We start from the raw sequence: 20,132 nt of genomic DNA, 5'->3' as shown, positions 1-20,132 counted from the left end.
GCCGGACGAACTCCCACTCGGCATCCGACAGTTCATGACGACGTATCACGACACCATGATCCACCAGCGGCGATCATTTGAAAACACTACCTAGTGGTGGTGCGCGGCCTTCTGCGGCCGCAGGCTCCAGGCCAGGCAGGCCGCCACCAGGCCCGCGACCGGGATCGCGGCCAGCCCGACCCGCAGGGAGGTCGCGTCGGCGGCCAGCCCGATCAGGGGCGGGAAGCACAGGAAGCCCGCCCGCGCCAGCCAGGCCACGATCGTGACCCCGTCCCCGCTGCGCACCCCCGGGATCTCGCCCGCGGCGGACAGCGCCAGCGGGAACAGGGTGGACACCCCCAGCCCGCACAGGCCGAACCCGACGATCGTCACCACGGGACCACCGAGCAGCAGGGCCGTCCCCAGCCCCACCGCCGAGAGCAGCATTCCGGTCCGGGCCACCGCGACCGCGCCGAACGCGTCCGTCAGCCGGTCGCCCACCAGACGGCCCAGCGTCATCATCCCCTGGCACGCCACGAACGGCAGACCCGCCAGGAACAGCGTCGCGCCGACCTCGTCGCGCATGTAGACCGCGCCCCACGAGGCCGCGGCGTCCTCGATCGCCCCGGCCAGCATCAGCAGCACGCTCAGCGCGGCCAGGATGCCCAACGCGCCCGAGGGCAGCCGGAGCCGCGCTCCCGAGGAGTCGTGGCCGTCCGCCCGCTCGGCGTGCTCGGGGCCGCCCAGCAGGAACCGGGACGCCACCGCCGACAGTGCCGTCAGCACCACGGCCACCCCGGTCAGGTGCCACAGGATCGGCACGTGCAGCCCGGCCATGCCCGCTCCCAGGAGCCCGCCGGCGACCGCCGCGATGCTCCACACCGCGTGGAAGGTGTTGATGATGGTCCGCCGGTACCTGCGCTGCACGCGCAGACCGTGCGCGTTCATCGCCGAGTCGCACCAGGCGTCCCCGCACCCCGTCACGAACAGCGCCCCGGCCAGCACCCACCAGTTCGGCGCGACCGCCACCAGTGGCAGCGTCCACACCGCCAGGAGCCCTGCGGCCACCGACACCCGCCCGCTGCCGAATCGGGCGATGAGCGGACCCGCCAGCATCCCGGTCAGCAGCGCGCCCAGCGGCATCGCGGCGATGGCCATGCCCAGCGCGGCGTTGGACAGCTCCAGCCGGTCCTTGATGGCGGGCAGCCACGGGACCACGTTGGTGTAGGTGAAGCCGTTGATGACGAACAGCGCGACGACGGCGAACCGGGCCCGCCTCGCCTCGGTGTCGGGCCCGGCCGAAGTCTGCGGATGGTCGGACAACAGGGCCTCCAGGAGGGTGAGGGGCGGAGCCTCGGGAGAGTCGGGTACCCGGCCTGCCCCGCGCGAGCGCGCACACTGCGGGAACAGGTCGCCTCGACCATAAGGCCCGAACGGGGGAGTTGCGCAATCGCTTTCGCTGTTCCTAGATAGGAATCCCGGACGTTCGCCCCATGATGAGCGGAGCCCCGTCTCGATGATCGATATGAGTGTGCTGCACGACAAACCGGTGCTCTCGGGCGACCGCGTCCGCCTGGTCCCGTTGACGGTGGAGCACGCGGACGCCCTGCACGCGTCGGCTCTGGACCCCGAGGTCCGCAGGCTCACCGGTCGGCACCGGGTCCCCGACCGGGACGAGACCGAGCAGTGGTGCCGCAGCCGCGCCACCGATCCCGACCGGTTGGACCTGGCCATCCTCGGCCGCCCCGGCGACCGCTTCGTCGGCGACCTGTCCCTGATGGACTTCGACCCCGAGAACGAGAGCGCCGCGTACCGCATCGCGCTCTCGGCCATCGAGTTCACCGGCCAGGGCCTGGGGCAGGAGGCCACCCGGCTGGTCCTGCGGTACGCCTTCGAGCGCGTCGGCCTGCACCGCGTCTGGCTCCAGGTCCACGCCTTCAACATGCGCGCCATCGCCGCGTACCGCGCGTGCGGGTTCGACGTCGAGGGCCGTCTGCGCGACGTCCTGCTGTGGGAGGGGCGCCGCCACGACGCGCTGCTGATGTCGGTGCTGGAGGGCGGCTTCCGGAGGAGGCCGGAGCGCACGGGGGGCAGACCGGCCCGGGGGACTTTACCCGACGACCACTGAAGCCCGGCGGGATCCTGGGGTTGGCCGTCGGCTCCGAGCGGGTATGCCGCTAGGGCGTTCCTCCCGGACGCCCCGGAAGCGCGTCCCGGGCTCTTCCCATGCCGAGTTGTGCGGTGGTCACCGTGAATCCGCTACCCGTATCGCTGCCGTTCGCCGATCGAGCCGAGGCCGGACGCAGGCTCGCCGAGCGGGTACGCGGTCTGGCCGGTACCGATCCCATCGTCATCGCCCTGCCCAGGGGGGGCGTCTCGGTCGGCGCGGAGCTGTCCAGGAACCTGCGGGTCCCGCTCGACGTGCTGGTGGTCCGCAAGATCGGTGTTCCCGGGCACCCCGAGACGGGGGTGGGCGCGCTCGCCGAGGACGGGAACGTCTGCTACGACGACGCCGCGCTGTCCCGGTTGAGGCTGTCCAGGGACGACCTCGCCGACGTGGTGGCCGCCGAGCGCGTCGAACTCGACCGCCGCCGGGAGCTCTACCGCGGAGACCGCCCCATGCCGCGGCTGACCGGACGCGGCGTGATCGTGGTGGACGACGGGGCGGCCACCGGAGGAACCGCCCGCGCGGCGCTGCGGATGGTCCGCCGCCGGCGCCCGGCCGTGCTGGTGCTGGCGGTGCCGGTCGCCTCCCCCGAGGCGGTCGAGGCCCTGCGCTCCGAGGCCGACCGCGTCGTGGTGCTCACCGTCCCGGACAACTTCCGCGCGGTCGGGGAGTGGTACCGCGACTTCGGCCAGGTCAGCGACGGCTTCGTCACCGCGACGCTGGCCGAGCTGCGCGACCTGGGCCCGGCGGGCGAGTCCGAGCAGGGGGTCCGGCTCCCAGCGGGAGACGAGCACCTCGACGGGGACCTCACGACCCCCGCGGCGGTGCGCGGCGCGGTGGTCCTGGCGCTGGGACACGGACGCCTCACCCCGCACAACCGGGCGATCGGCGCGGTGCTGCGCTCCGGGGGGTACGCCACCCTCCTCCTGGACCTGCTCACCCCCGCCGAGACGGAGAAGGACGGCGACGAGGTGGGGACCGAGGTGCTGGGCGAGCGGCTGGAGGCCGCGGTGCGCTGGCTGCGCAGGGCGGTGGCGGTGGCCGACAGCCCGGTCGGTCTCTTCGGCTCGGGGGCGGGGGCGCCCGCAGCGCTGGCCGCTGCGGCGCGGCTGCCCGCCGACGTGGCGGCGGTGGTCGCCCACGGCGGCCGGATCGACCTGGACGGCGAGGCGCTGGGCCGCGTGCGCGCGCCCACGCTGGTGCTCGTGCAGGGCGCCGACTCCTTCGTGCGCGAGCTCGCCGAGTGGTCGCTGGCCCGACTGGGGGGCCGGGGCGAACTGGACGTGACGGCCGGAGCCGAGCAGCTCCTGCACCACCCCGACGAGTGGCGCCGCGTGGGAGTGCGCGCCACCGAATGGTTCGACCGACACATCTGACCGGGGTGGACGACCGCCGAACAACACCGTGGCGCCCTCGACGCTTGGTGCGTCGGGGCGCCACGGAGAACGGCCGTCAGGGCCGGGTGATCGACCGCCGCCACAGGAGGCGGCCGGTTGGATCACGGGGGAGGTGCTCCCCGCCGGGGCGGGCGGCAGGATCAGGCTGCGTTGGCGCGGCGCATTCGGCGTCGGCGCTCGGACGCGCGCTCGTCTTCGTTGAGTCCGCCCCAGGTGCCGTACTTCTCGGGACGCGAGATCGCGTAGTCGAGACATTCAGTGCGGACAGGGCAGTGAGCGCAGATCTCCTTGGCCTTGCGCTCGCGGATCTCCCGCTCCGGCTGGCGTTCGCCATCCGGGCCGAAGAAGAGCACAAGGTCCTCGCCCCGGCACGCGGCGGCATCCTGCCACCCCCAGCTCGGGCGGGGGCGCAGCGCGGCCTGCCGACGTACCTGAGACATGGTTGAACCACCTCTACATGAAATCGCTGTAAGCTGTGTGGAAGCTGATGGCCAAACTGGGTAAAGCTGCGTGAGTCACCCAGCACAGCGATAACGCTGTGCCCTGCTTAGGTGTTCCCGTGTGACTGAGACCACGCCGGCGCAGATCCGCCGAAACCGGCGGGCGCTCACGCGACAGGCCGCGGAGGCGATGAGGACGCCCTCCCTGCGAGCCGGTACGTAATCATGCCATCCCCACTCCCGATTGTGTACGGGGGTGGGGAAATTACTCGCTCAACCGTTATCGAAATCCGGTCCGGACGCTGAACGTTCCAGAGACCGTCCTGATTTCCGGTGGAAGCAGGCGATCCAGGCCGTGAGGCCGGGTAGAGGCCATCGTATGAGGATTTTCGGTCCTTGGCCAGAAAACCTTTTTGATACGCCCGTCACACTCCGCGTTCCCGTCCTCCCGGCCCGCACCCGGCGTCGCGGCCTCCGGGCCGCGCCTCCCGGGGCGGGGCGGACCATCCGGCCGGCCCTTCCGCGTCCCCTAGGGGACAAGTGCGGGGTCCGATCCGGAACCGGCGGGGGCGCCGCGTCGTCGTAGCCAGTGGGACCGCGGGAACGGAGGCGCCGCCGAGGGCGCCGCGGCCGGCCGCGGTCGATAACCGAGACCCCCGAGAGAAGAAGGTGTGGCCCCCGTGGCGCTGCTGCGTTTCGTCCTCAACATCATCTGGCTGGTCGTCGCCGGGTTCTGGCTGGCGGTGGGGTACGCGTTCGCGGGTGTCCTGTGCTGCGTCCTGATCGTGACGATCCCCTTCGGCGTCGCCTCGTTCCGCATGGCCAACTACGCGCTCTGGCCGTTCGGGCGCGACCTCGTGCGCCGGCCCGGGGCCGGGACCGCCAGCACCGTCGGCAACGTCATCTGGATCATCGTGGCCGGGTGGTGGCTGGCGATCGGCCACATCGTCACCGCGGCCGGGCTGGCCGTCACCATCGTCGGCATCCCGATGGCGTGGGCCTCGGTCAAGATGATCCCGGTCGCCCTCGCGCCGTTCGGCAACGAGATCGTTCCGTCCGACTCGCGCCGGACCGGCTGGGGGATCTGACCCGGGGGTGCGAACCCGACGGGAGAAGCACTCCGGTGCGGGTACGGACCGGTCCAGTGGGAGCGGTGGACACGAGGCCGTCGACAAGTGAGGACAAAGGGGTGCAGGGGTTGCGCTGGAAATGGCCGAGAGGCTGGTCGTTCGGGGCGATCGGGAATGTGCGGCTGCCGGAGCGGGAGGTCCGGGTGGTGGTCGAGGAGGCCCCGCCACCCGTCGAGGAGGAGACGAACCTGCTGCGCACGGTGAGCGACGCCGCCTGGCGGCTGCTCGTCATCGGTGTGGTGGTCGCGCTGATCCTGTGGGGGGCGATCTACATCCGGGTGGTGGTCATCCCCATCATCCTCGCGGTCTTCATGACCGCGCTGCTCATGCCGCCCACCCTGTGGCTGCGCAGGCGCGGAATGGGCAGGGGGCTGTCCACCGCCCTCATCGTGCTCAGCGCGTTCGTCATCTTCGGCGGAGTCGTCACCCTCATCGTGATGCCGGCGGTCTCCGGGTTCAACAGCATCGTCACCAGCGTGAACGAGGCCATCGCCACGCTTGAGGGCATCGCGGCCTCCTTCGGTCTGGATGACCGGATCATCAGCGACTGGGTGACCACTGCCCAGGCCGAGCTCCAGAGCAACAGCAGCCAGTTGATCAGCGGCGCCTGGGCGGGCGCGGTGGCGGTCGGCGAGGTGCTGATCGGCGTCATCTTGGTGATCGTGCTGACCGTGTACTTCGTGCACTCGGGCGACGAGCTGACGAAGTGGGTGCGCGGACTGCTCCCGCAGCGCACCCGGCACGCCTTCCAGATGGCCGGGGACGTCAGCTACGGCGTGATGGGCCGCTACGTGCGCGGCGTCGCGCTGGTCGGGCTCATCGACGCGGTCGGCATCGGCCTCGTCCTGGTGATCACCCTCGACCTCTCGCTGGCCATGCCGCTGATCATCCTGACCTTCATCGGCGCGTTCCTGCCCGTCATCGGCGCCTTCATGACCGGGTTGATCTCGGTGCTCGTGGGCCTGGTGGCCGAAGGGTGGGTCGTCGCGCTGATCATCCTGGGCGGCACACTCGCGGTGCAGCAGCTGGAGAGCCACGTGCTCGCGCCCCGCGTGTACGGCAAGGCGCTGGAGCTGCCCTCGGCCGTCGTCCTGCTGGCGATCTCGGTGGGCTCCATCGTCGGCGGCATCGCCGGGGCCTTCCTGGCCACGCCCGTCGCCGCGGTGCTGGCCGCGCTCCTGCGCAACCGCCCCGTCCTGGTCGCCGACACCGAGGCGGTGGCGGGCACGCCCTCCGCCGAGGCCGTGCCGAAGACCGATCCCGGCGCGCCGGCCGCGCTCCCCACCGCGCCCGCCAGCAGCAGGGGCAACGGCGCGGACCGCCCCGCGGGGAGCGCCGCCGAACCGGACCGGGGAAACGGGGGAAGGAGCAACGGGGGCAGGAGCGGCGGGGAATAATCGCGGACGCGGGGTCGTCGGACCGTAGTGGGCCCGTCGGCCCCGCGGCGTGTCCGGAGCGGTTAGGGTGGGGCGGGTGCGCGCTCCGGACTGACTCCGTGTCCCCCGCCCGGCCTGCAAGCGGTGCTGCCCGCCCCTCAACGGCGGAGCCGCCGCGCCTCGGCCCACACCTCCCACTGACCCCGCACGCCGTAGCGAGAAAGTCGTTATTCACTCATGCTCATCGCCTCTGACCTCGAACTCCGTGTGGGCGCGCGCCTGCTGTTGGAACCCACCTCCTTCCGCGTGGGCCCCGGTGACCGGGTCGGTCTGGTCGGGCGCAACGGCGCCGGGAAGACCACGATGACCAAGGTGCTGGCCGGTGAGGGGATCCCCTCGGGAGGAAAGGTCACCTCCTCGGGCAGCATCGGCTACCTGCCGCAGGACCCGCGGACCGGTGACCTGGAGGTCCTGGCGCGCGACCGCGTCCTGTCCGCGCGCGGCCTCGACGAGGTCATGCGCAAGATGCGCGCCGCCGAGGAGAAGATGACCAGCGAGGTCCCCAAGATCCGGGACCAGGGGGTGCGCGCGTACGCGCGGATGGAGGAGCGCCTGCACGTGCTCGGCGGGTACGCCGCCGAGGCCGAGGCCGCCTCGATCGCCTCCAGCCTGGGGCTGGACCAGCGGGTCCTCTCCCAGCCGCTGCAGACCCTGTCCGGCGGTCAGCGCCGCCGCGTGGAACTGGCCCGGATCCTGTTCAGCGGCGCGGACACCCTGCTGCTGGACGAGCCGACCAACCACCTCGACGGCGACTCCATCATCTGGCTGCGCGACTTCCTCCGGTCGCACCAGGGCGGTCTGATCGTGATCAGCCACGACGTCGAACTGGTCGAGCACGTCGTCAACAAGGTCTTCTACCTGGACGCCAACCGCAGCGTCATCGACATCTACAACATGGGGTGGCGGGCCTACCAGACCCAGCGCGAGGCCGACGAGCGGCGGCGCAGGCGCGAGCAGGCCAACGCCGAGAAGCAGGCCTCGGCCCTGCAGAAGCAGGCCGACAGGTTCCGGTCCAAGGCCACCAAGGCCCGTGCCGCCCAGCAGATGATCAACCGGGCCGAGAAGATCCTGGACTCGGTCCAGGGCCAGCGGGTCGCCGACAAGGTCGCCAAGCTCCGCTTCCCCGACCCCGCGCCCAGCGGGCGCACCCCGCTGTCGGCGGAGGGGCTCTCGAAGTCCTACGGCTCGCTGGAGATCTTCACGGGAGTCGACCTGGCCGTGGACCGGGGCAGCCGGGTGGTCATCCTGGGGTTGAACGGCGCGGGCAAGACCACGCTGCTGCGCATCCTGGCGGGGGTGGAGGCGCCCGACACCGGTCGGGTCGTCGACGGGCACGGACTGCGGCTGGGCTACTACGCGCAGGAGCACGAGACCCTGGACACCGAGCGGACGGTGCTGCAGAACATGATGAGCGCGGCCCCCGACCTGCCCGAGGTGGAGGCGCGCCGCACCCTGGGGTCGTTCCTGTTCACCGGCGACGACGTGGACAAGCCCGCGGGCGTGCTCTCCGGCGGCGAGAAGACCCGCCTCGCGCTGGCCGCGCTCGTGGTCTCCAGCGCCAACGTGCTGCTCCTGGACGAGCCGACCAACAACCTCGACCCGGCCAGCCGCGAGGAGATCCTCAACGCGCTGCGCAACTACAAGGGCGCGATCATCCTGGTCACGCACGACGAGGGCGCGGTCGAGGCGCTCCAGCCCGAGCGCGTGATCCTGCTCCCCGACGGCGTCGAGGACGTCTGGAACACCGAGTTCACCGACCTCATCGCTCTGGCCTGACCCATTTCGGACATGGTTTCACTGCGTCCGAAACCGGGCCGGCCGTACGACACGGGTGGTTTTCGGGTCCTGGTGGGTAGCCAGTGGCGCTGCCATGACTGATCATGGGCAGGAATATCGCCTACCGCGCCGAGACCAACCAGGAGGTACTCGTGGCCGAGACGCTGAGAAAGGGAACCCGGGTGACGGGAAGTGAGCGATCGGAGTTGGCCTCAGACCTGAAGGAACGCTATGACGGCGGTGAGAGCATCCGTTCCCTGGCCGCGGCGACGGGACGGTCCTACGGCTTCGTGCACCGGCTGCTCACCGAGGCGGGGGTGAACCTGCGCGGCAGGGGCGGAGCCACCCGCCGCAACCCGAACCAGGGGTGAGAGTGGGACGCCGCGCGCGCACGGACTACTGTGTTACCCGGCGGTAATAACCGGGCCGGTCCCTGAAGAGGGGCCGGATGCGCGAAAGGCGTGCGATGGCGGAGTCGACGATCCCCACGGCGGACGAGTTGGCGGCGGCGGGGCTGGGGCTGGGAATCGACGGCGCGGTCGCGCGGATCACGCTCTCCCGACCGCACCGGCGCAACGCCATGACCGGCAGGACGTGGACCACGTTGGCCCGTATCGGCCACACCCTGCCCGAGGGTGTCCGTATCGTCGTGGTCGAGGGCGAAGGTCAGACCTTTTCGTCCGGTATCGACCTGGCCATGTTCGACCCGGCGGGCGGTGTTCCGGGAGAGGACTCGCTGTTCGCGCGGATCGCCGAGGACCCGGAGGACACCGAGGGGCTGGACGAGGGGATCGCCGAGTACCAGGAGGGGTTCCTGTGGCTGCGGCGCCCCGACATCGTCTCCGTCGCCGCGGTGCGCGGGCACGCGATCGGCGCGGGCTTCCAGCTGGCGCTGGCCTGTGACATCCGGGTCCTGGCCGAGGACGCCCGGCTGTGCATGAAGGAACCGGCCCTGGGCCTGGTCCCCGACCTTACCGGGACCAAGCCCCTGGTGGAGCTGGTGGGCCTCAACCGGGCCGTCGAGCTGTGCCTGACCGCTCGCACGGTCGGCGCGGCGGAGGCCCGCGAACTGCGCCTGGCCGAGCTGGTGGTCGCCGAGCCCGAGCTCGACAGGGCCGTGGACGACCTGGTGGCGGCGCTGCTGGCCACTCCCGCGGCCGCGGCCCGGGCCACCAAGGGGCTGTTGATGTCGGCCCGGTACAACGACCTGGAGACCCAGGCCCGCGCCGAGCGCGCCGCGCAGATCGCCCGCATGGCCGACATGGCCCGGGGACGCTAGGGAGTCCTCGGCGTGGGGGTTCGAGGACCGGTCCCGCCCTCACCTGGAATGATCATGGGCTTTCCGCCCTTTAAGGCCTCGAAACGGGCAGAAAGCCCACGACCGTCAACGAAACCCTCACGCAACGGACGTCGTGGGCGCGGCCTCGACCGGCGCCCGCCGTCGCCCCTGAACACCGTGAAGAGTGCGGGTGCCCGGAAAACGGCGGTCCGGAAATAAACGGGGCTGCTTACCGGTTCCCGGGTGTCGTCTAGTATGTTGTCCGAGGCGGTCAATTCGTGGTGCGCGCATCCGGCGCGCCGGGCCGTCTGGCGACGGGGGAAGTCCATGCCCCCCGTGTTGCGTTTATCCGGCGCGTTTGTGTGATTTCTTCGCGGTTCCCATACCTGTGGCCTCGGAGCCTTCCTCGAAACGCAGCCGAATGATGAGGAAGGTTTACGTCACTTGACGGACAATGCCGCATGCCCGCGATTCGACGAACTCGGCCTGCCCCAGGCGATCGTCGAGAAGCTGGCGCAGAACGGTGTGACCACTCCGTTCCCGATCCAGGCAGCGACGATCCCCGACGCCATCGCGGGCCGCGACGTGCTCGGCTGCGGTCGCACCGGATCCGGTAAGACCCTGGCCTTCGGCCTGCCGATGCTGCTCCGCGCCGCCGAGGCGCGCGCCGACTCCCGCCGCCCCCGCGGCCTGGTGCTCGTGCCCACCCGCGAACTCGCGCACCAGGTGCGCGACGCCCTGCTGCCCTACGCCCACGTGCTGGGCGTGCGCGTCGGCGACGTCGTCGGCGGCAGTTCCTACACCCGCCAGATCAGCGAGCTGCGCCGCGGGATCGAGATCCTGGTGGCCACTCCCGGGCGGCTCAGCGACCTGATCGAGCAGGGCGCCTGCGACCTCCGCGACGTCGAGCTGTCGGTGCTGGACGAGGCCGACCAGATGTGCGACATGGGCTTCATGCCGCAGGTCAGCGAACTGCTCGACCAGGTCCGCCCCAAGGGTCAGACCCTCCTGTTCTCGGCGACCCTGGACGGCGACGTCGACAAGCTGGTCCGCCGCTACATGACCGACCCGCGGACCCACTCGGTGGACCCGCCCGTCTCCCAGGTGGCGACGATGGAGCACCACCTGCTCAAGGTGCTCCCCCGGGACAAGAACCGCATCGTCACCGAGATCGCCGCCCGGGAGGGCCGCACGATCCTGTTCGTGCGCAGCAAGCACCGCGCCGACAGCATCAGCGAGCAGCTGGTCAACGCCGGCGTCCCCGCGGCGTCGCTGCACGGCGGCAAGACCCAGAGCGTGCGCACCAGGACCCTCGCCAAGTTCCGGGAGGGCCGCATCCAGACCCTGGTCGCCACCGACGTCGCCGCCCGCGGCATCCACGTCGACGGCATCGACCTGGTGCTGAACGTGGACCTGCCCACCGGCCACAAGGACTACCTGCACCGGGGCGGCCGCACCGCCCGCGCGGGCGAGTCCGGCCGCGTGGTCTCCATCGTCGCCCCCAACCAGCGCCGTCAGGCCCGCCGCCTGCTCATCGACGCGGGCGTGGACGCCAAGCAGCACCTGGTCAACCCCGGGGACGAGCTGCTCAGCGAGGTCACCGGAGCCCGCGAGCCCTCGTGGGAGCCGTGGATCGAGCCCCCGGAGCCCGAGCGCCGCGGCCGTGGCCGCGGCGGGCCGCGCGGTCGCCGCCCCGGTGGCTTCGGCGGCAGCGGTGGCGGCGGTTACCGCGGCGGACGGCGCTCCTACGGTGACCGGGACGACCGTCCGCAGGGTGAGCGTCGTTCCTTCGGCGACCGGGACGACCGTCCGCGCCGGGATTTCGGTGACCGTCCGCAGGGTGAGCGTCGTTCCTTCGGGGACCGGGATGACCGTCCGCGCCGGGATTTCGGTGACCGTCCGCAGGGTGAGCGTCGTTCCTTCGGGGACCGGGACGACCGTCCGGCGTGGCGCGGTGAGGACCGTCGCGGCGGCGGACCCCGCAAGCCCTCGTCCTACCGGGGCGGCGAGCGCCGCCAGGGCGCTCAGCGCGGCTGACCCGCGAAGCCCGGCATCCCCTCCGCGACGGCGGTCGCGCGTCCTCCTACGAGGAGCGCGGCCGCCGTCGCGGCTTCTCCTCGATCTCGGCGACCCCGGTGTCCTTCATGATGCCCAGCGCGTAGGCGGCGACCCCGCCGACGACGAAGAGCACGAGACCCGCGATCACCACGATCCACGACGGCCCGAGCGTGATACCCACGCCGGCCACCGCGAACCCGACGACCATCACGGCCACCATGATCCACGAGGACGGCCGCCCGAGGTGTGACCGCGCCGCGCCCTTCGCCCCGGCCTCCGGCGCGTCCACGGGAAGAAAGTCCTTCGGTTTCATCGGTGCACCTCCTGATCTGGGGACCTGCCCTGGGCCGGGGAGGCCAAACACGCCCCGGGCCGGTGTGTGAGCATGACGGGCGGGGGAAGTCCGTGGGGGGAACGCATCGGACCGAAGGAGAGCCATGTCCACCACCGCGCGCGAGATCCACCTCGTCGCCCGCCCCGAGGGCCCCCCGGTCCCCGGCGACTTCGCCTTGGTCGAACGCGAGCTGCCCGACCCCGGTCAGGGCGAGCTGCTGGTCCGCAACCTCGTCATCTCCGTCGACCCGTACATGCGCGGCAAGATGGCGGGCCGACGCACCTACACCGACCCCTACGAGCTGAACGCCCCCATGGACGGCGGGTCCGTGGGCGTGGTGGAGGCCAGCGGCGACCCCGCCTTCCCGGTGGGGACGACCGTGCTGCACGGCAGGGGGTGGCGGTCGCACGCCCTCCTGCCCGCCGGTTCGGCGCGTCCCGTCAACATCCGGGGGGACGTCCCGGCCGGCATCTACCTGGGAGCGCTGGGGATGCCGGGCCAGACCGCCTACATCGGCCTGGTCGACAAGGCCGGGCTGCGCGAGGGCGACACCGTGTTCGTCTCGGGCGCGGCCGGGGCGGTGGGCGGCATGGCCGGCCAGCTCGCCCGGATGTACGGGGCCAAGCGGGTCATCGGCAGCGCGGGATCCCCGGAGAAGGTCGCCCACCTGATCGACGACCTCGGCTTCGACGCGGCATTCGACTACAAGGCGGCTCCGGTGCGCGAGCAGCTCGCGGAGGCCGCTCCGGACGGGATCGACGTCTACTTCGACAACGTGGGCGGCGACCACCTGGAGGCGGCGATCGAGTGCGCCAACGACTTCGCCCGCTTCGCGCTGTGCGGTTCGATCTCCGGATACAACGCGACCGAGGCGCCCAAGGCGCCGCGCAACCTGTTCCAGATCGTCACCAAGCGGCTCACCCTGCGCGGGTTCATCGTGGGGGACGACCCCGAGCGGATGGGGGACTTCTACCGCGATGTCGCCCCCGCGGTCGCGGAGGGCCGGATCACACTTCGCGAGACGGTCGTCGACGGGCTGGAGAACGCGCCCGAGGCGTTCATCTCGATGCTGAGCGGCGGCAACATCGGCAAGATGGTGGTCAGGGTGTCGGACTGACGTCCGCGCGGCCGGGGCGCCGCCGTGTGCGGCGCGCCGGTTCGGGGGCCGTGGTCGGTTAGCATTCGACGAACCCTTCAGCCCTCACGACCGACGAGCGAGGTGTCCGGCGTGCCGGAACGACCCTCACAGGCCGCGGTCCCGGCTCCCTCCCTGGGCGACTCGCTGTCGCACGGGTGGGACGACCGCGACGACCAGCAGCTTCCACCCTCGGACTGGGGACGCCGGGCGGGGCCGCGCAGAACCGCCACGATCTGGTTGTTCGCCCTGATCACCCTGGGTCTGGCCGCCGGCAACGCCTGGCTCTCGGGCCGCCTCACCGGCGACGCCTTCCTGGCGTGGGCGACGATCTTCACCGCCATCAGCCTCCAGGCGATCCCGTTCCTGGTGTTCGGCGTGGCGTTGTCGGCGGCGCTGACGGCGTTCGTCCCCGCGGAGTTCTGGCAGCGGGCCATCCCGCGCAGGGCGGCTCTGGCGGTCCCGGTCGCGGGGTTGTCGGGAGCGGTCCTGCCGGGTTGCGAGTGCGCGTCGGTCCCGGTGGCCAGCGGGTTGATCAGGCGCGGCGTCGCCCCGGCGGCAGCGCTCACCTTCCTGCTGGCCGCTCCGGCGATCAACCCGGTGGTGCTGGTGGCGACGGCGGTCGCCTTCCCGAACCAGCCCGAGATGGTGCTGGCGCGCTTCGTCGCGTCCCTGGGCGCGGCGGTCGTGGTGGGCTGGCTGTGGGCGCGCTTCGGGAAGACCGACTGGCTGCGACCGCCGCGTACCTCCCATGACCCCGACGCCTCCCGGTGGCGGGTCTTCCGCGAGTCCATGCAGCACGACCTGATGCACGCGGGTGGTTTCCTGGTCGTGGGCGGGCTGGCCGCGGCCACCCTCAACGTGCTGGTGCCGCGCGCCTGGGTCGCGGCGGTCGCGGACCTTCCGGTGGTGTCGGTGCTGGTCATGGCGCTGTTGGCGATTCTGCTGTCGATCTGCTCGGAGGCCGACGCGTTCGTCGCGGTGAGCTTCACCGAGTTCTCGCCCACCGCCAAGCTCGCCTTCCTGGTGGTGGGGCCGATGGTGGACCTGAAGCTGATCGCCCTGCAGACGGGCACCTTCGGGTGGGCCTTCGTACGCCGCTTCGTCCCGCTCACACTGGCGTTGACCCTGGTGTTCTCGTTCCTGGTCGGAGGATGGCTGCTGTGAACCGCATCGCTCAGGGCATGGTCATGGTTCTGCTCGGCGCCGCGGCGCTGAGTGTCACGGTGACCTCGCAGCTGTACCTGAACTACGTGCAGGCCGGGTTCCGGCCGTTCCTGATCGCGGCGGGGGTGGTGCTGGTGGTCCTGGGCGTGGCCACGGTGGTGGTGGACCTGCGCGCCGCGCGCGGCGACGCGGACGAGGAGCCCGCCGGCCATGACCATGGCCATGGCCACGATCACGCCCGCGGCCCCGGTGTGTCGTGGTTGATGCTCCTGCCGGTGGTGGCGGTGTTCGTGATCGCGCCCCCGGCGCTGGGCGCCTACACCGCGTCCACGGCCGACCCGGCGGCCCTGGCGGACGACGCCGCCCCGCTGGACGACCTCGGCGCCGGGGTTCCCGACGGGGAGCCGGTGGAGATGAGGATGCAGGAGTTCGTGATGCGGGCCTGGACCGACCAGGACCGGAAGATGGCCGAATGGGACGTCCGGCTCACCGGGTTCGCGGTGCCCAACCCCGAGGGGGAGGGGTGGTACCTGGCCCGGTTGCAGATGTCGTGCTGCGCCGCGGACGCCATCGTGAACCGGGTCCTGATCGAGAACGAGCCCGAGCCTCCCAAGGACTCCTGGTGGACGGTCCAGGGGCGGTGGTTGGCGCCCGAGGGCGACATCCAGGAGATCCGGGACCACCGCTTCGAGATCGAGGAGATCACCTCGGTGGAGAACCCTCCCGACCCCTACGAGTAGTCCTCGGGAGGGTGCCCCGCACGGCCCGTCAGAACGCGAACACCTCGGCGGTGTCGCGCCTGGCGAGGCACGGGTTCGAGAACTCCCGGCTGTACCGCACCTCGCTGCCGTGCCAGTAGCCCCGCGCGGTGACCGTCACGGGCGCGTACTCCATGGTGCACGCGCTCTGACCCCGCGGGATGGCGGTGAAGTCGGCCCCCGCTCTCTCCAGCGTCGCGCAGGCGCCGGCGGCGTCGGGGTGGCTGCCGGCGGGCTCGGGGTCGCAGGCCAGTACGACGTGCCGCCGTTCCGCGGGGGCGTCCGCGGAGAGGGAGGCCCCGGTCCTGGTCAGGATCAGGGCCGACTCGCCGGCCTCGGCGTAGGCGGGGGCGGCGGACAGGAGCCCGGCGCCGGTGGCGGCGACGGTGGCCAGGGAGAGCAGGGTCGAGCGCACGGTGGTACTCCTCTTGACGAGACGAATCAAACACTGAGTTATTAGACAATAACTCTCAGTAGTAAACCGCATGTGGTGAGGCGTTCGCCGTCCGGTTCGGGGAGGCTGCGGGGCAGCCGGAGCCGTGGACCGGCCCTGTCCGCGCTCGGCGCGCTCGGCTAGGTTGTGAGCCCGGTGGCAGGGGAATCCGAGGGGACGGGCATGACAGCGGACGAGGACGACGGGGTTCGGCGGCCGCAGCGGGTTCGGGAGCCGCAGGAGGGGCCACGGCCGACCGGGGAGGAGCCCCCCGCAGCGGAGGAGCCTCCCAGCCCCGCGGAACCGGTGCCGCCCGCCGCCGCGGCAGCGCCGGGGCGGCCGGGGCCGAACTTCTTCACGATCGGCTTCACCGGCGCGCTGGGCGTGCTCACCGCGTGGATGCTCGCCCAGGCCCTGGTCCAGGCCCGCTCGATCCTGGTCTACATCCTCGTCGCGCTGTTCCTGGCGGTGGGGCTCAACCCCGTCATCGAGTTCCTGGGCCGCCGCTTCCTGCCGCGCTGGGCCGCGATCGCGGCGGTGTGCGCCGGACTGGTGGTGTTCGTCGCCGGGTTCGTCTGGGCGATCGTCCCTCCGCTGACCCAGCAGGTCGCCGACATCGCCGCCGACTTCCCCGGCTACCTGCGCGGACTCCAGGGCAACGAGGCCGTCGCGGACCTGGACGAGCGCTTCGAGATCCTGCGGCGGCTCGAGGACGCGGTGGTCGACCCCGACTTCGGCCGACAGGTCTTCGGCGGGCTGGTCGGGGTGGGCCAGATCGTCGTCAACTCGGTGGCCGCGACGTTCACGGTGCTCGTCCTGACGCTGTTCTTCATGTCCTCGCTGCCGGGCATCACCGAGGTCTCCTACCGGCTGGTGCCCAGGTCCCGGCGCGCCGGGGTGCGCGAACTCGGCGACGAGATCCTGGAGCGGATCGGTGGCTACATCGCCGGGCAGCTGCTGGTCGCCCTGCTCGGAGGCGTCGTGGCGTTCGTCTTCCTGAGCCTGACCGGGTCCGACTACGCGCTCACCCTGGCGTTGATCGTCGCCGTCACCGCGCTCATCCCGCTGATCGGGACCACGATCGGCGCGCTGGCGGCCTCGGTCGTGGTGGGGGTGGGCGACCTCGGGCTGGGCGTCGCCACGCTCGTCTTCTTCTTCGTCTACCAGCAGATCGAGAGCTACGTGATCGCCCCCCGCGTGATGCAGCGCTCGGTGGACGTCGCGCCCACGGTCACCATCACCGCGGCGCTGCTCGGCGGCGCCCTGATGGGCCTGGTCGGCGCGCTGATCGCGATCCCCGCCGCGGCCGCCGTCACCCTGGTGCTCAAGAGGGTCGTCTTCCCCCGGCTGGAGGAGCGCTGAGGCCGCCCGGCGGCCCGGGGCCGGGAATCGGCGGGGCGCCGTACGCGTTGGACGAAGGCGTCCTGATCGGCGCGGGTGTGGGCGACGTCATCCGCCAAAGGGCACCCCGGCCGTACGAACGGTGACCTGGAGCGCCGATCATGGATCCGCCGGATTCCATCCACCATCGAGGAGCACCACCGTGCAGCGCACCATGCTCAACGGCAAGATCCACCGGGCCACGGTCACCCAGGCCGACCTGCACTACGTCGGATCGATCACCGTCGACGCCGACCTCATGGAGGCGGCGGACCTGGTCGACGGCGAACAGGTGCACGTGGTGGACATCGACAACGGGAACCGCCTCGTCACCTACGTCATCACCGGTGAGCGCGGCAGCGGGGTCATCGGGATCAACGGGGCCGCGGCCCGCCTGGTCTCCCCGGGGGACCTGGTCATCATCATCTCCTACGCCCAGCTCACCGAGGCCGAGCGCGCCGAGCACCGGACCAAGGTCGTGCACGTGGACGGGAACAACCGGATCGTCGCCCTGGGCGGGGACCCGGCCGAGCCGGTTCCCGGCTCCGACCAGCTCTCCGGAGCGGTGACGCGCTAGTGTCCCGCGTCTTCCCCCGCTGATCTTGACGTTTCGGGGGCCTCGACCGCCTTCAAGACCCCGGAAAGGTCAAGATCGGCGGGGAGACCGCAAGCTCGCGGTGTGACCGCATCCGGCCCTTCGCGGTGCCGTGGACAGGCTTCCGGGGCGGCCGCCCGGCGTGTGAGGCTGGCGTCGTGAGAAAGGGCGCAGGGACCCAGCGGGCGGAGGGGGAGCACCACGACCCCGACCGCCGCGACGTCGCCGCGCACATCCAATGGCAGAAGCAGGGGGCCTGGATCGTACTGTGGGGCTCCTACACCCGCCGGTACTGGGCCTTCGCCTGCTGGCCGCTGCCCGAGGGCGGGGAGGCCGCGGTCTCGGCGGCGGACCCGGCCGAACTGTACGCCGAGATGCGCAGGGTGGAGCGGGCGGGCGGGTTCCTGAAGTGGCGGTACGGCCGCGGGGGCTCGTAGAGGGCTCAGGGGGCCAGAGCGGGGTTGCGCAGCCACTCCTGGAGCTCGCCGCGCCGCTGGGAGTCGCACTTGAGCGGGCAGGTGGTGCAATAGCCGTGCTCGGGGTCGCCTTTGTAATCGAAGCAGCAGGTGCCGCGCACCGCCCAGGTGCCACGCGGATGGTCCTCGCTGAACGGGAACAACCGGGGCCGTGCCCGGGTCACCGCGCCGGCCGACACCAGGGCCTCGGCCAGCCGGTCCGCGCGCTCCCACGCCGCCGAGACGTCGCGGCCCAGGAAGCGGGCCGGGTTCAGCATGTGGAAGTGCATGGTGTCCAGCACCCAGCCCCACAGGGTGCGCAGTCCCAGCCGGGTGTGCGCGTGCACGGCTCCGATGAGGGGCGCGAAGGCGTCCAGCATCGCCTCGGCCGCCATCCGGTCCAGGTCGTCGGGGTCGGCCGCGACGACGGCGTCCGGGTGGTCGGCGAACACGTCGCCGGGCAGCACGGCGACCCGGGGGCTCGTCACCATGGGGGTGCCGAAGCCGCGGTCGGCGCGGGCGGGGAACCACAGCCCGTCCGCCGCCGGCAGGGGCGCGCGGCCGGTCAGGTAGACGCCCGCGGCCACCATGAAGATCGGTTCGCGCAGCAGCGCGCGCAGCAGGTGCGTGGCGGCGGGCAGCCGGTGCCCGGGGCCGTGGCCCGCGACGAAACCGTCGTAGACCGGCCCCAGGACACCGTTCGCGGCGAGCAGGTCGGCGCGGTACCAGTGCTCGGTGTCGGTCCGGCCGTCCAGCCGAAGCACCTCGGGAGTCCGGATCTGCGGCAGTGGGGCGAACCTCAACGGCGTACAGGCGTCGACCACCGTGGCGAGCGGGTGACGCTGGTGTGCCATGACTGGATCGCTCCCCCTGCGGACGAAGGCCGACGCGTTCTCGCGTCTCGATGCGCTACCCCTGATGCAAATGAGGCTAGCCTAAATTAACATCGATTGGCAATCCCGTCGAAGCCATGAAAATCGCAGGTCAGAGGCGTTAGGTCGAGGGTCGGCGCAACAGTGCCAACTGGTGCCGAACCAGGACGCGCACCAGGGCCGCCGCGGTGTCCTGGTCGGTCCCGGCCCGTTCGGCGAGCTCGGCCACGGTCAGCACACGCGCCTCGGAGAGCGCGGCCAGCAGGGGCTCGGCCGCGCAGGGAAAGGTGTACCGGCGACCGGAGACCGCGAGTGCGATCTTCGTCCCGTCGCGGACCAGGGCCGGGGGCAGGATCGGGGTGAACTCAACGGTCGTGTCCGGTCCGGGCGCGGAACCGTCCACCGCCCACGGAAGGGCGAAGGACTGGCGGCGCGGGAACCGTTCGTCGCGCTCGGCCAGGAAGGAGTCCAGGCCGTGCTGCTCGGCCAGGTCCACCAGGTGCCGGACGAGCTCGTGCCGGTGCTTGCGCCGCTCCTCGGCCGAGGCGAACCGGGGCAGGTCCGTTCGCGCGAACTCCACGTCCTGCAGGCGCCCCAGCAGGGAGTGCGCCCAGTCGATGCCGGTGGCCCGCGTGAACCCGAAGGTCAGGTGCATGCTGACGTCGCCGTTCCCGGTGACGGTGTGCCACCAGCCGCGCGGCACGTGCAGGACCTGGCCGGGCCGGAGGACCCCCTCCCACACGGTCGTGTCGGGGGCGCGGTGCGTGTGGTCGGTGTCCGCCTTCATCGGGTAGGGCCGAGTGCCCTGGCCATGCACCTGCCACTTCTTGGTCCCGGCCAGCTGCACGACGAAGGTGTCGTGGTCGTCCCAGTGGGTGTCGAAACCGTGTGAGTCGCCCCAGATCAGATATAGGTTCACCTGCGCGCGCTCCCGCACCAGGCGCATCAGGTCGTCGGTGGCGGCGCGCACCGGCGGGTGCAGCCGGTCGACGCCGTCCAGCACCAGGCTGGCGCCCTCGCGCAGCTGCCGGTACAGCGCCTCGGGGCGGACCAGGCGGCGCGCCGCCCCGGACGCCTCGCCGGGATCGGTGTAGTCGGCGACCGGGACGGGCCTGCCCGCGCGGTGCAGCCGCAGCCGGGGCGGCTCCAGCTGGTGGGTGCTCAGGATGTCGCTGAGCGCGTCGAAGGTCAGCAGCGGCTCCACGGTCTCGGCGCCCAGGTCCGCGAAGACGAACTCCTGGGACAGTCGGGTGGTCAGCAGGTCCTCGCCCACGGCGTCGCGCAGCGTCCTGGTGAACAGGCGGTCGGTCACGGTTGGGTCCTCTCCGGTCGGTCGGTCGG

The 20,132-nt window shown here is 71.8% G+C and carries 20 protein-coding genes; 14 read left to right on the top strand and 6 right to left on the bottom strand.

The window, feature by feature from the left end; all coding sequences use genetic code 11:
• Positions 1 to 90: 90 nt before the first annotated feature.
• On the bottom strand, positions 91 to 1,302 hold the full coding sequence (locus EV190_RS21240; protein ID WP_394345544.1) for an MFS transporter: 1,212 nt from the start codon (positions 1,300 to 1,302) through the stop codon (positions 91 to 93).
• Between the two features lie 193 nt (positions 1,303 to 1,495).
• Here EV190_RS21240 and EV190_RS21235 point away from each other — a divergent pair, with 193 nt between their 5' ends.
• Together EV190_RS21235 and EV190_RS21230 are read left to right on the top strand one after the other, a co-directional pair.
• Entirely contained in the window at positions 1,496 to 2,107 is a 612-nt protein-coding gene (locus tag EV190_RS21235) for a GNAT family N-acetyltransferase (RefSeq protein WP_133743367.1), read from the top strand.
• Between the two features lie 122 nt (positions 2,108 to 2,229).
• Positions 2,230 to 3,522, top strand: coding sequence for a phosphoribosyltransferase family protein (locus EV190_RS21230; RefSeq protein ID WP_133743366.1), 1,293 nt, complete (start codon positions 2,230 to 2,232; stop codon positions 3,520 to 3,522).
• Between the two features lie 161 nt (positions 3,523 to 3,683).
• Here the strand turns inward: EV190_RS21230 and EV190_RS21225 are convergent, their stop codons facing one another.
• A complete protein-coding gene (locus EV190_RS21225; RefSeq protein ID WP_267887221.1) occupies positions 3,684 to 3,983 on the bottom strand; it encodes a WhiB family transcriptional regulator in 300 nt (99 codons plus the stop codon).
• A gap of 680 nt (positions 3,984 to 4,663) precedes the next feature.
• Between EV190_RS21225 and EV190_RS21220 the strand changes: the two genes are divergently transcribed.
• The 6 genes from EV190_RS21220 to EV190_RS21195 all read left to right on the top strand — a co-directional run bounded on the left by EV190_RS21220 (position 4,664) and on the right by EV190_RS21195 (position 11,641).
• The gene (locus EV190_RS21220; RefSeq protein WP_133743365.1) at positions 4,664 to 5,071 is read left to right on the top strand and encodes a YccF domain-containing protein; all 408 of its coding nucleotides are present in this window, start codon (positions 4,664 to 4,666) and stop codon (positions 5,069 to 5,071) included.
• A gap of 158 nt (positions 5,072 to 5,229) precedes the next feature.
• Entirely contained in the window at positions 5,230 to 6,510 is a 1,281-nt protein-coding gene (locus EV190_RS21215) for an AI-2E family transporter (protein WP_243742712.1), read from the top strand.
• Between the two features lie 216 nt (positions 6,511 to 6,726).
• Positions 6,727 to 8,325, top strand: a complete 1,599-nt coding sequence (locus EV190_RS21210; RefSeq protein ID WP_133743364.1) for an ABC-F family ATP-binding cassette domain-containing protein — start codon at positions 6,727 to 6,729, stop codon at positions 8,323 to 8,325.
• 152 nt (positions 8,326 to 8,477) lie between these two features.
• Positions 8,478 to 8,696, top strand: coding sequence for a helix-turn-helix domain-containing protein (locus tag EV190_RS21205; protein WP_133743369.1), 219 nt, complete (start codon positions 8,478 to 8,480; stop codon positions 8,694 to 8,696).
• A 95-nt stretch (positions 8,697 to 8,791) separates the two neighbouring features.
• Entirely contained in the window at positions 8,792 to 9,604 is an 813-nt protein-coding gene (locus EV190_RS21200) for an enoyl-CoA hydratase/isomerase family protein (RefSeq protein ID WP_133743368.1), read from the top strand.
• A gap of 444 nt (positions 9,605 to 10,048) precedes the next feature.
• On the top strand, positions 10,049 to 11,641 hold the full coding sequence (locus tag EV190_RS21195; RefSeq protein WP_133743363.1) for a DEAD/DEAH box helicase: 1,593 nt from the start codon (positions 10,049 to 10,051) through the stop codon (positions 11,639 to 11,641).
• A gap of 46 nt (positions 11,642 to 11,687) precedes the next feature.
• Here EV190_RS21195 and EV190_RS21190 read toward each other — a convergent pair whose 3' ends face one another.
• A complete protein-coding gene (locus EV190_RS21190; RefSeq protein ID WP_133743362.1) occupies positions 11,688 to 11,975 on the bottom strand; it encodes an HGxxPAAW family protein in 288 nt (95 codons plus the stop codon).
• A 124-nt stretch (positions 11,976 to 12,099) separates the two neighbouring features.
• Here EV190_RS21190 and EV190_RS21185 point away from each other — a divergent pair, with 124 nt between their 5' ends.
• The 3 genes from EV190_RS21185 (at position 12,100) to EV190_RS21175 (ending at position 15,038) form a co-directional block, all read left to right on the top strand.
• Complete coding sequence (locus EV190_RS21185) at positions 12,100 to 13,113, top strand: NADP-dependent oxidoreductase (protein WP_133743361.1); 1,014 nt, start codon at positions 12,100 to 12,102, stop codon at positions 13,111 to 13,113.
• A 111-nt stretch (positions 13,114 to 13,224) separates the two neighbouring features.
• Complete coding sequence (locus EV190_RS21180; protein ID WP_133743360.1) at positions 13,225 to 14,298, top strand: permease; 1,074 nt, start codon at positions 13,225 to 13,227, stop codon at positions 14,296 to 14,298.
• On the top strand, positions 14,295 to 15,038 hold the full coding sequence (locus EV190_RS21175) for a TIGR03943 family putative permease subunit (RefSeq protein ID WP_133743359.1): 744 nt from the start codon (positions 14,295 to 14,297) through the stop codon (positions 15,036 to 15,038). Before EV190_RS21180 ends, EV190_RS21175 begins: the two co-directional genes overlap by 4 nt.
• Before the next feature lie 28 nt (positions 15,039 to 15,066).
• Here the strand turns inward: EV190_RS21175 and EV190_RS21170 are convergent, their stop codons facing one another.
• Positions 15,067 to 15,471: an SSI family serine proteinase inhibitor gene (locus EV190_RS21170; protein WP_166655522.1), complete on the bottom strand. Its 405-nt coding sequence runs from the start codon at positions 15,469 to 15,471 to the stop codon at positions 15,067 to 15,069.
• Positions 15,472 to 15,672: 201 nt separating this feature from the next.
• On the opposite strand from EV190_RS21170, the gene EV190_RS21165 reads away from it, so the two are divergent.
• The 3 genes from EV190_RS21165 to EV190_RS21155 all read left to right on the top strand — a co-directional run bounded on the left by EV190_RS21165 (position 15,673) and on the right by EV190_RS21155 (position 17,901).
• Positions 15,673 to 16,851 (top strand): AI-2E family transporter, encoded by a 1,179-nt coding sequence (locus tag EV190_RS21165; RefSeq protein ID WP_133743357.1) that lies wholly within the window; start codon positions 15,673 to 15,675, stop codon positions 16,849 to 16,851.
• A 193-nt stretch (positions 16,852 to 17,044) separates the two neighbouring features.
• Positions 17,045 to 17,446: an aspartate 1-decarboxylase gene (panD, locus tag EV190_RS21160; RefSeq protein ID WP_394345545.1), complete on the top strand. Its 402-nt coding sequence runs from the start codon at positions 17,045 to 17,047 to the stop codon at positions 17,444 to 17,446.
• A 176-nt stretch (positions 17,447 to 17,622) separates the two neighbouring features.
• Positions 17,623 to 17,901 (top strand): hypothetical protein, encoded by a 279-nt coding sequence (locus EV190_RS21155; protein WP_133743355.1) that lies wholly within the window; start codon positions 17,623 to 17,625, stop codon positions 17,899 to 17,901.
• 5 nt (positions 17,902 to 17,906) lie between these two features.
• Here EV190_RS21155 and EV190_RS21150 read toward each other — a convergent pair whose 3' ends face one another.
• Positions 17,907 to 18,773: a (2Fe-2S)-binding protein gene (locus tag EV190_RS21150; protein WP_133743354.1), complete on the bottom strand. Its 867-nt coding sequence runs from the start codon at positions 18,771 to 18,773 to the stop codon at positions 17,907 to 17,909.
• Positions 18,774 to 18,912: 139 nt separating this feature from the next.
• Complete coding sequence (locus EV190_RS21145; protein WP_133743353.1) at positions 18,913 to 20,103, bottom strand: JmjC domain-containing protein; 1,191 nt, start codon at positions 20,101 to 20,103, stop codon at positions 18,913 to 18,915.
• Between the last annotated feature and the right edge of the window lie 29 nt (positions 20,104 to 20,132).

Origin of the sequence: Actinorugispora endophytica (assembly GCF_004363075.1) — a bacterium.
Taxonomy (GTDB): Bacteria; Actinomycetota; Actinomycetes; order Streptosporangiales; family Streptosporangiaceae; genus Actinorugispora; species Actinorugispora endophytica.
This window is presented reverse-complemented; position numbering and strand designations above follow the sequence as displayed.

Excerpts from the sequence above, each read along its gene's own strand:
- EV190_RS21165 (WP_133743357.1), top strand. The coding sequence starts at position 15,673 with ATGACAGCGGACGAGGACGACGGGGTTCGGCGGCCGCAGCGGGTTCGG.
- EV190_RS21185 (WP_133743361.1), top strand. The coding sequence starts at position 12,100 with ATGTCCACCACCGCGCGCGAGATCCACCTCGTCGCCCGCCCCGAGGGC.
- EV190_RS21210 (WP_133743364.1), top strand. The coding sequence starts at position 6,727 with ATGCTCATCGCCTCTGACCTCGAACTCCGTGTGGGCGCGCGCCTGCTG.
- EV190_RS21235 (WP_133743367.1), top strand. The coding sequence starts at position 1,496 with ATGATCGATATGAGTGTGCTGCACGACAAACCGGTGCTCTCGGGCGAC.
- EV190_RS21200 (WP_133743368.1), top strand. The coding sequence starts at position 8,792 with ATGGCGGAGTCGACGATCCCCACGGCGGACGAGTTGGCGGCGGCGGGG.
- EV190_RS21225 (WP_267887221.1), bottom strand. The coding sequence starts at position 3,983 with ATGTCTCAGGTACGTCGGCAGGCCGCGCTGCGCCCCCGCCCGAGCTGG.
- EV190_RS21190 (WP_133743362.1), bottom strand. The coding sequence starts at position 11,975 with ATGAAACCGAAGGACTTTCTTCCCGTGGACGCGCCGGAGGCCGGGGCG.
- panD (WP_394345545.1), top strand. The coding sequence starts at position 17,045 with ATGCTCAACGGCAAGATCCACCGGGCCACGGTCACCCAGGCCGACCTG.
- EV190_RS21150 (WP_133743354.1), bottom strand. The coding sequence starts at position 18,773 with ATGGCACACCAGCGTCACCCGCTCGCCACGGTGGTCGACGCCTGTACG.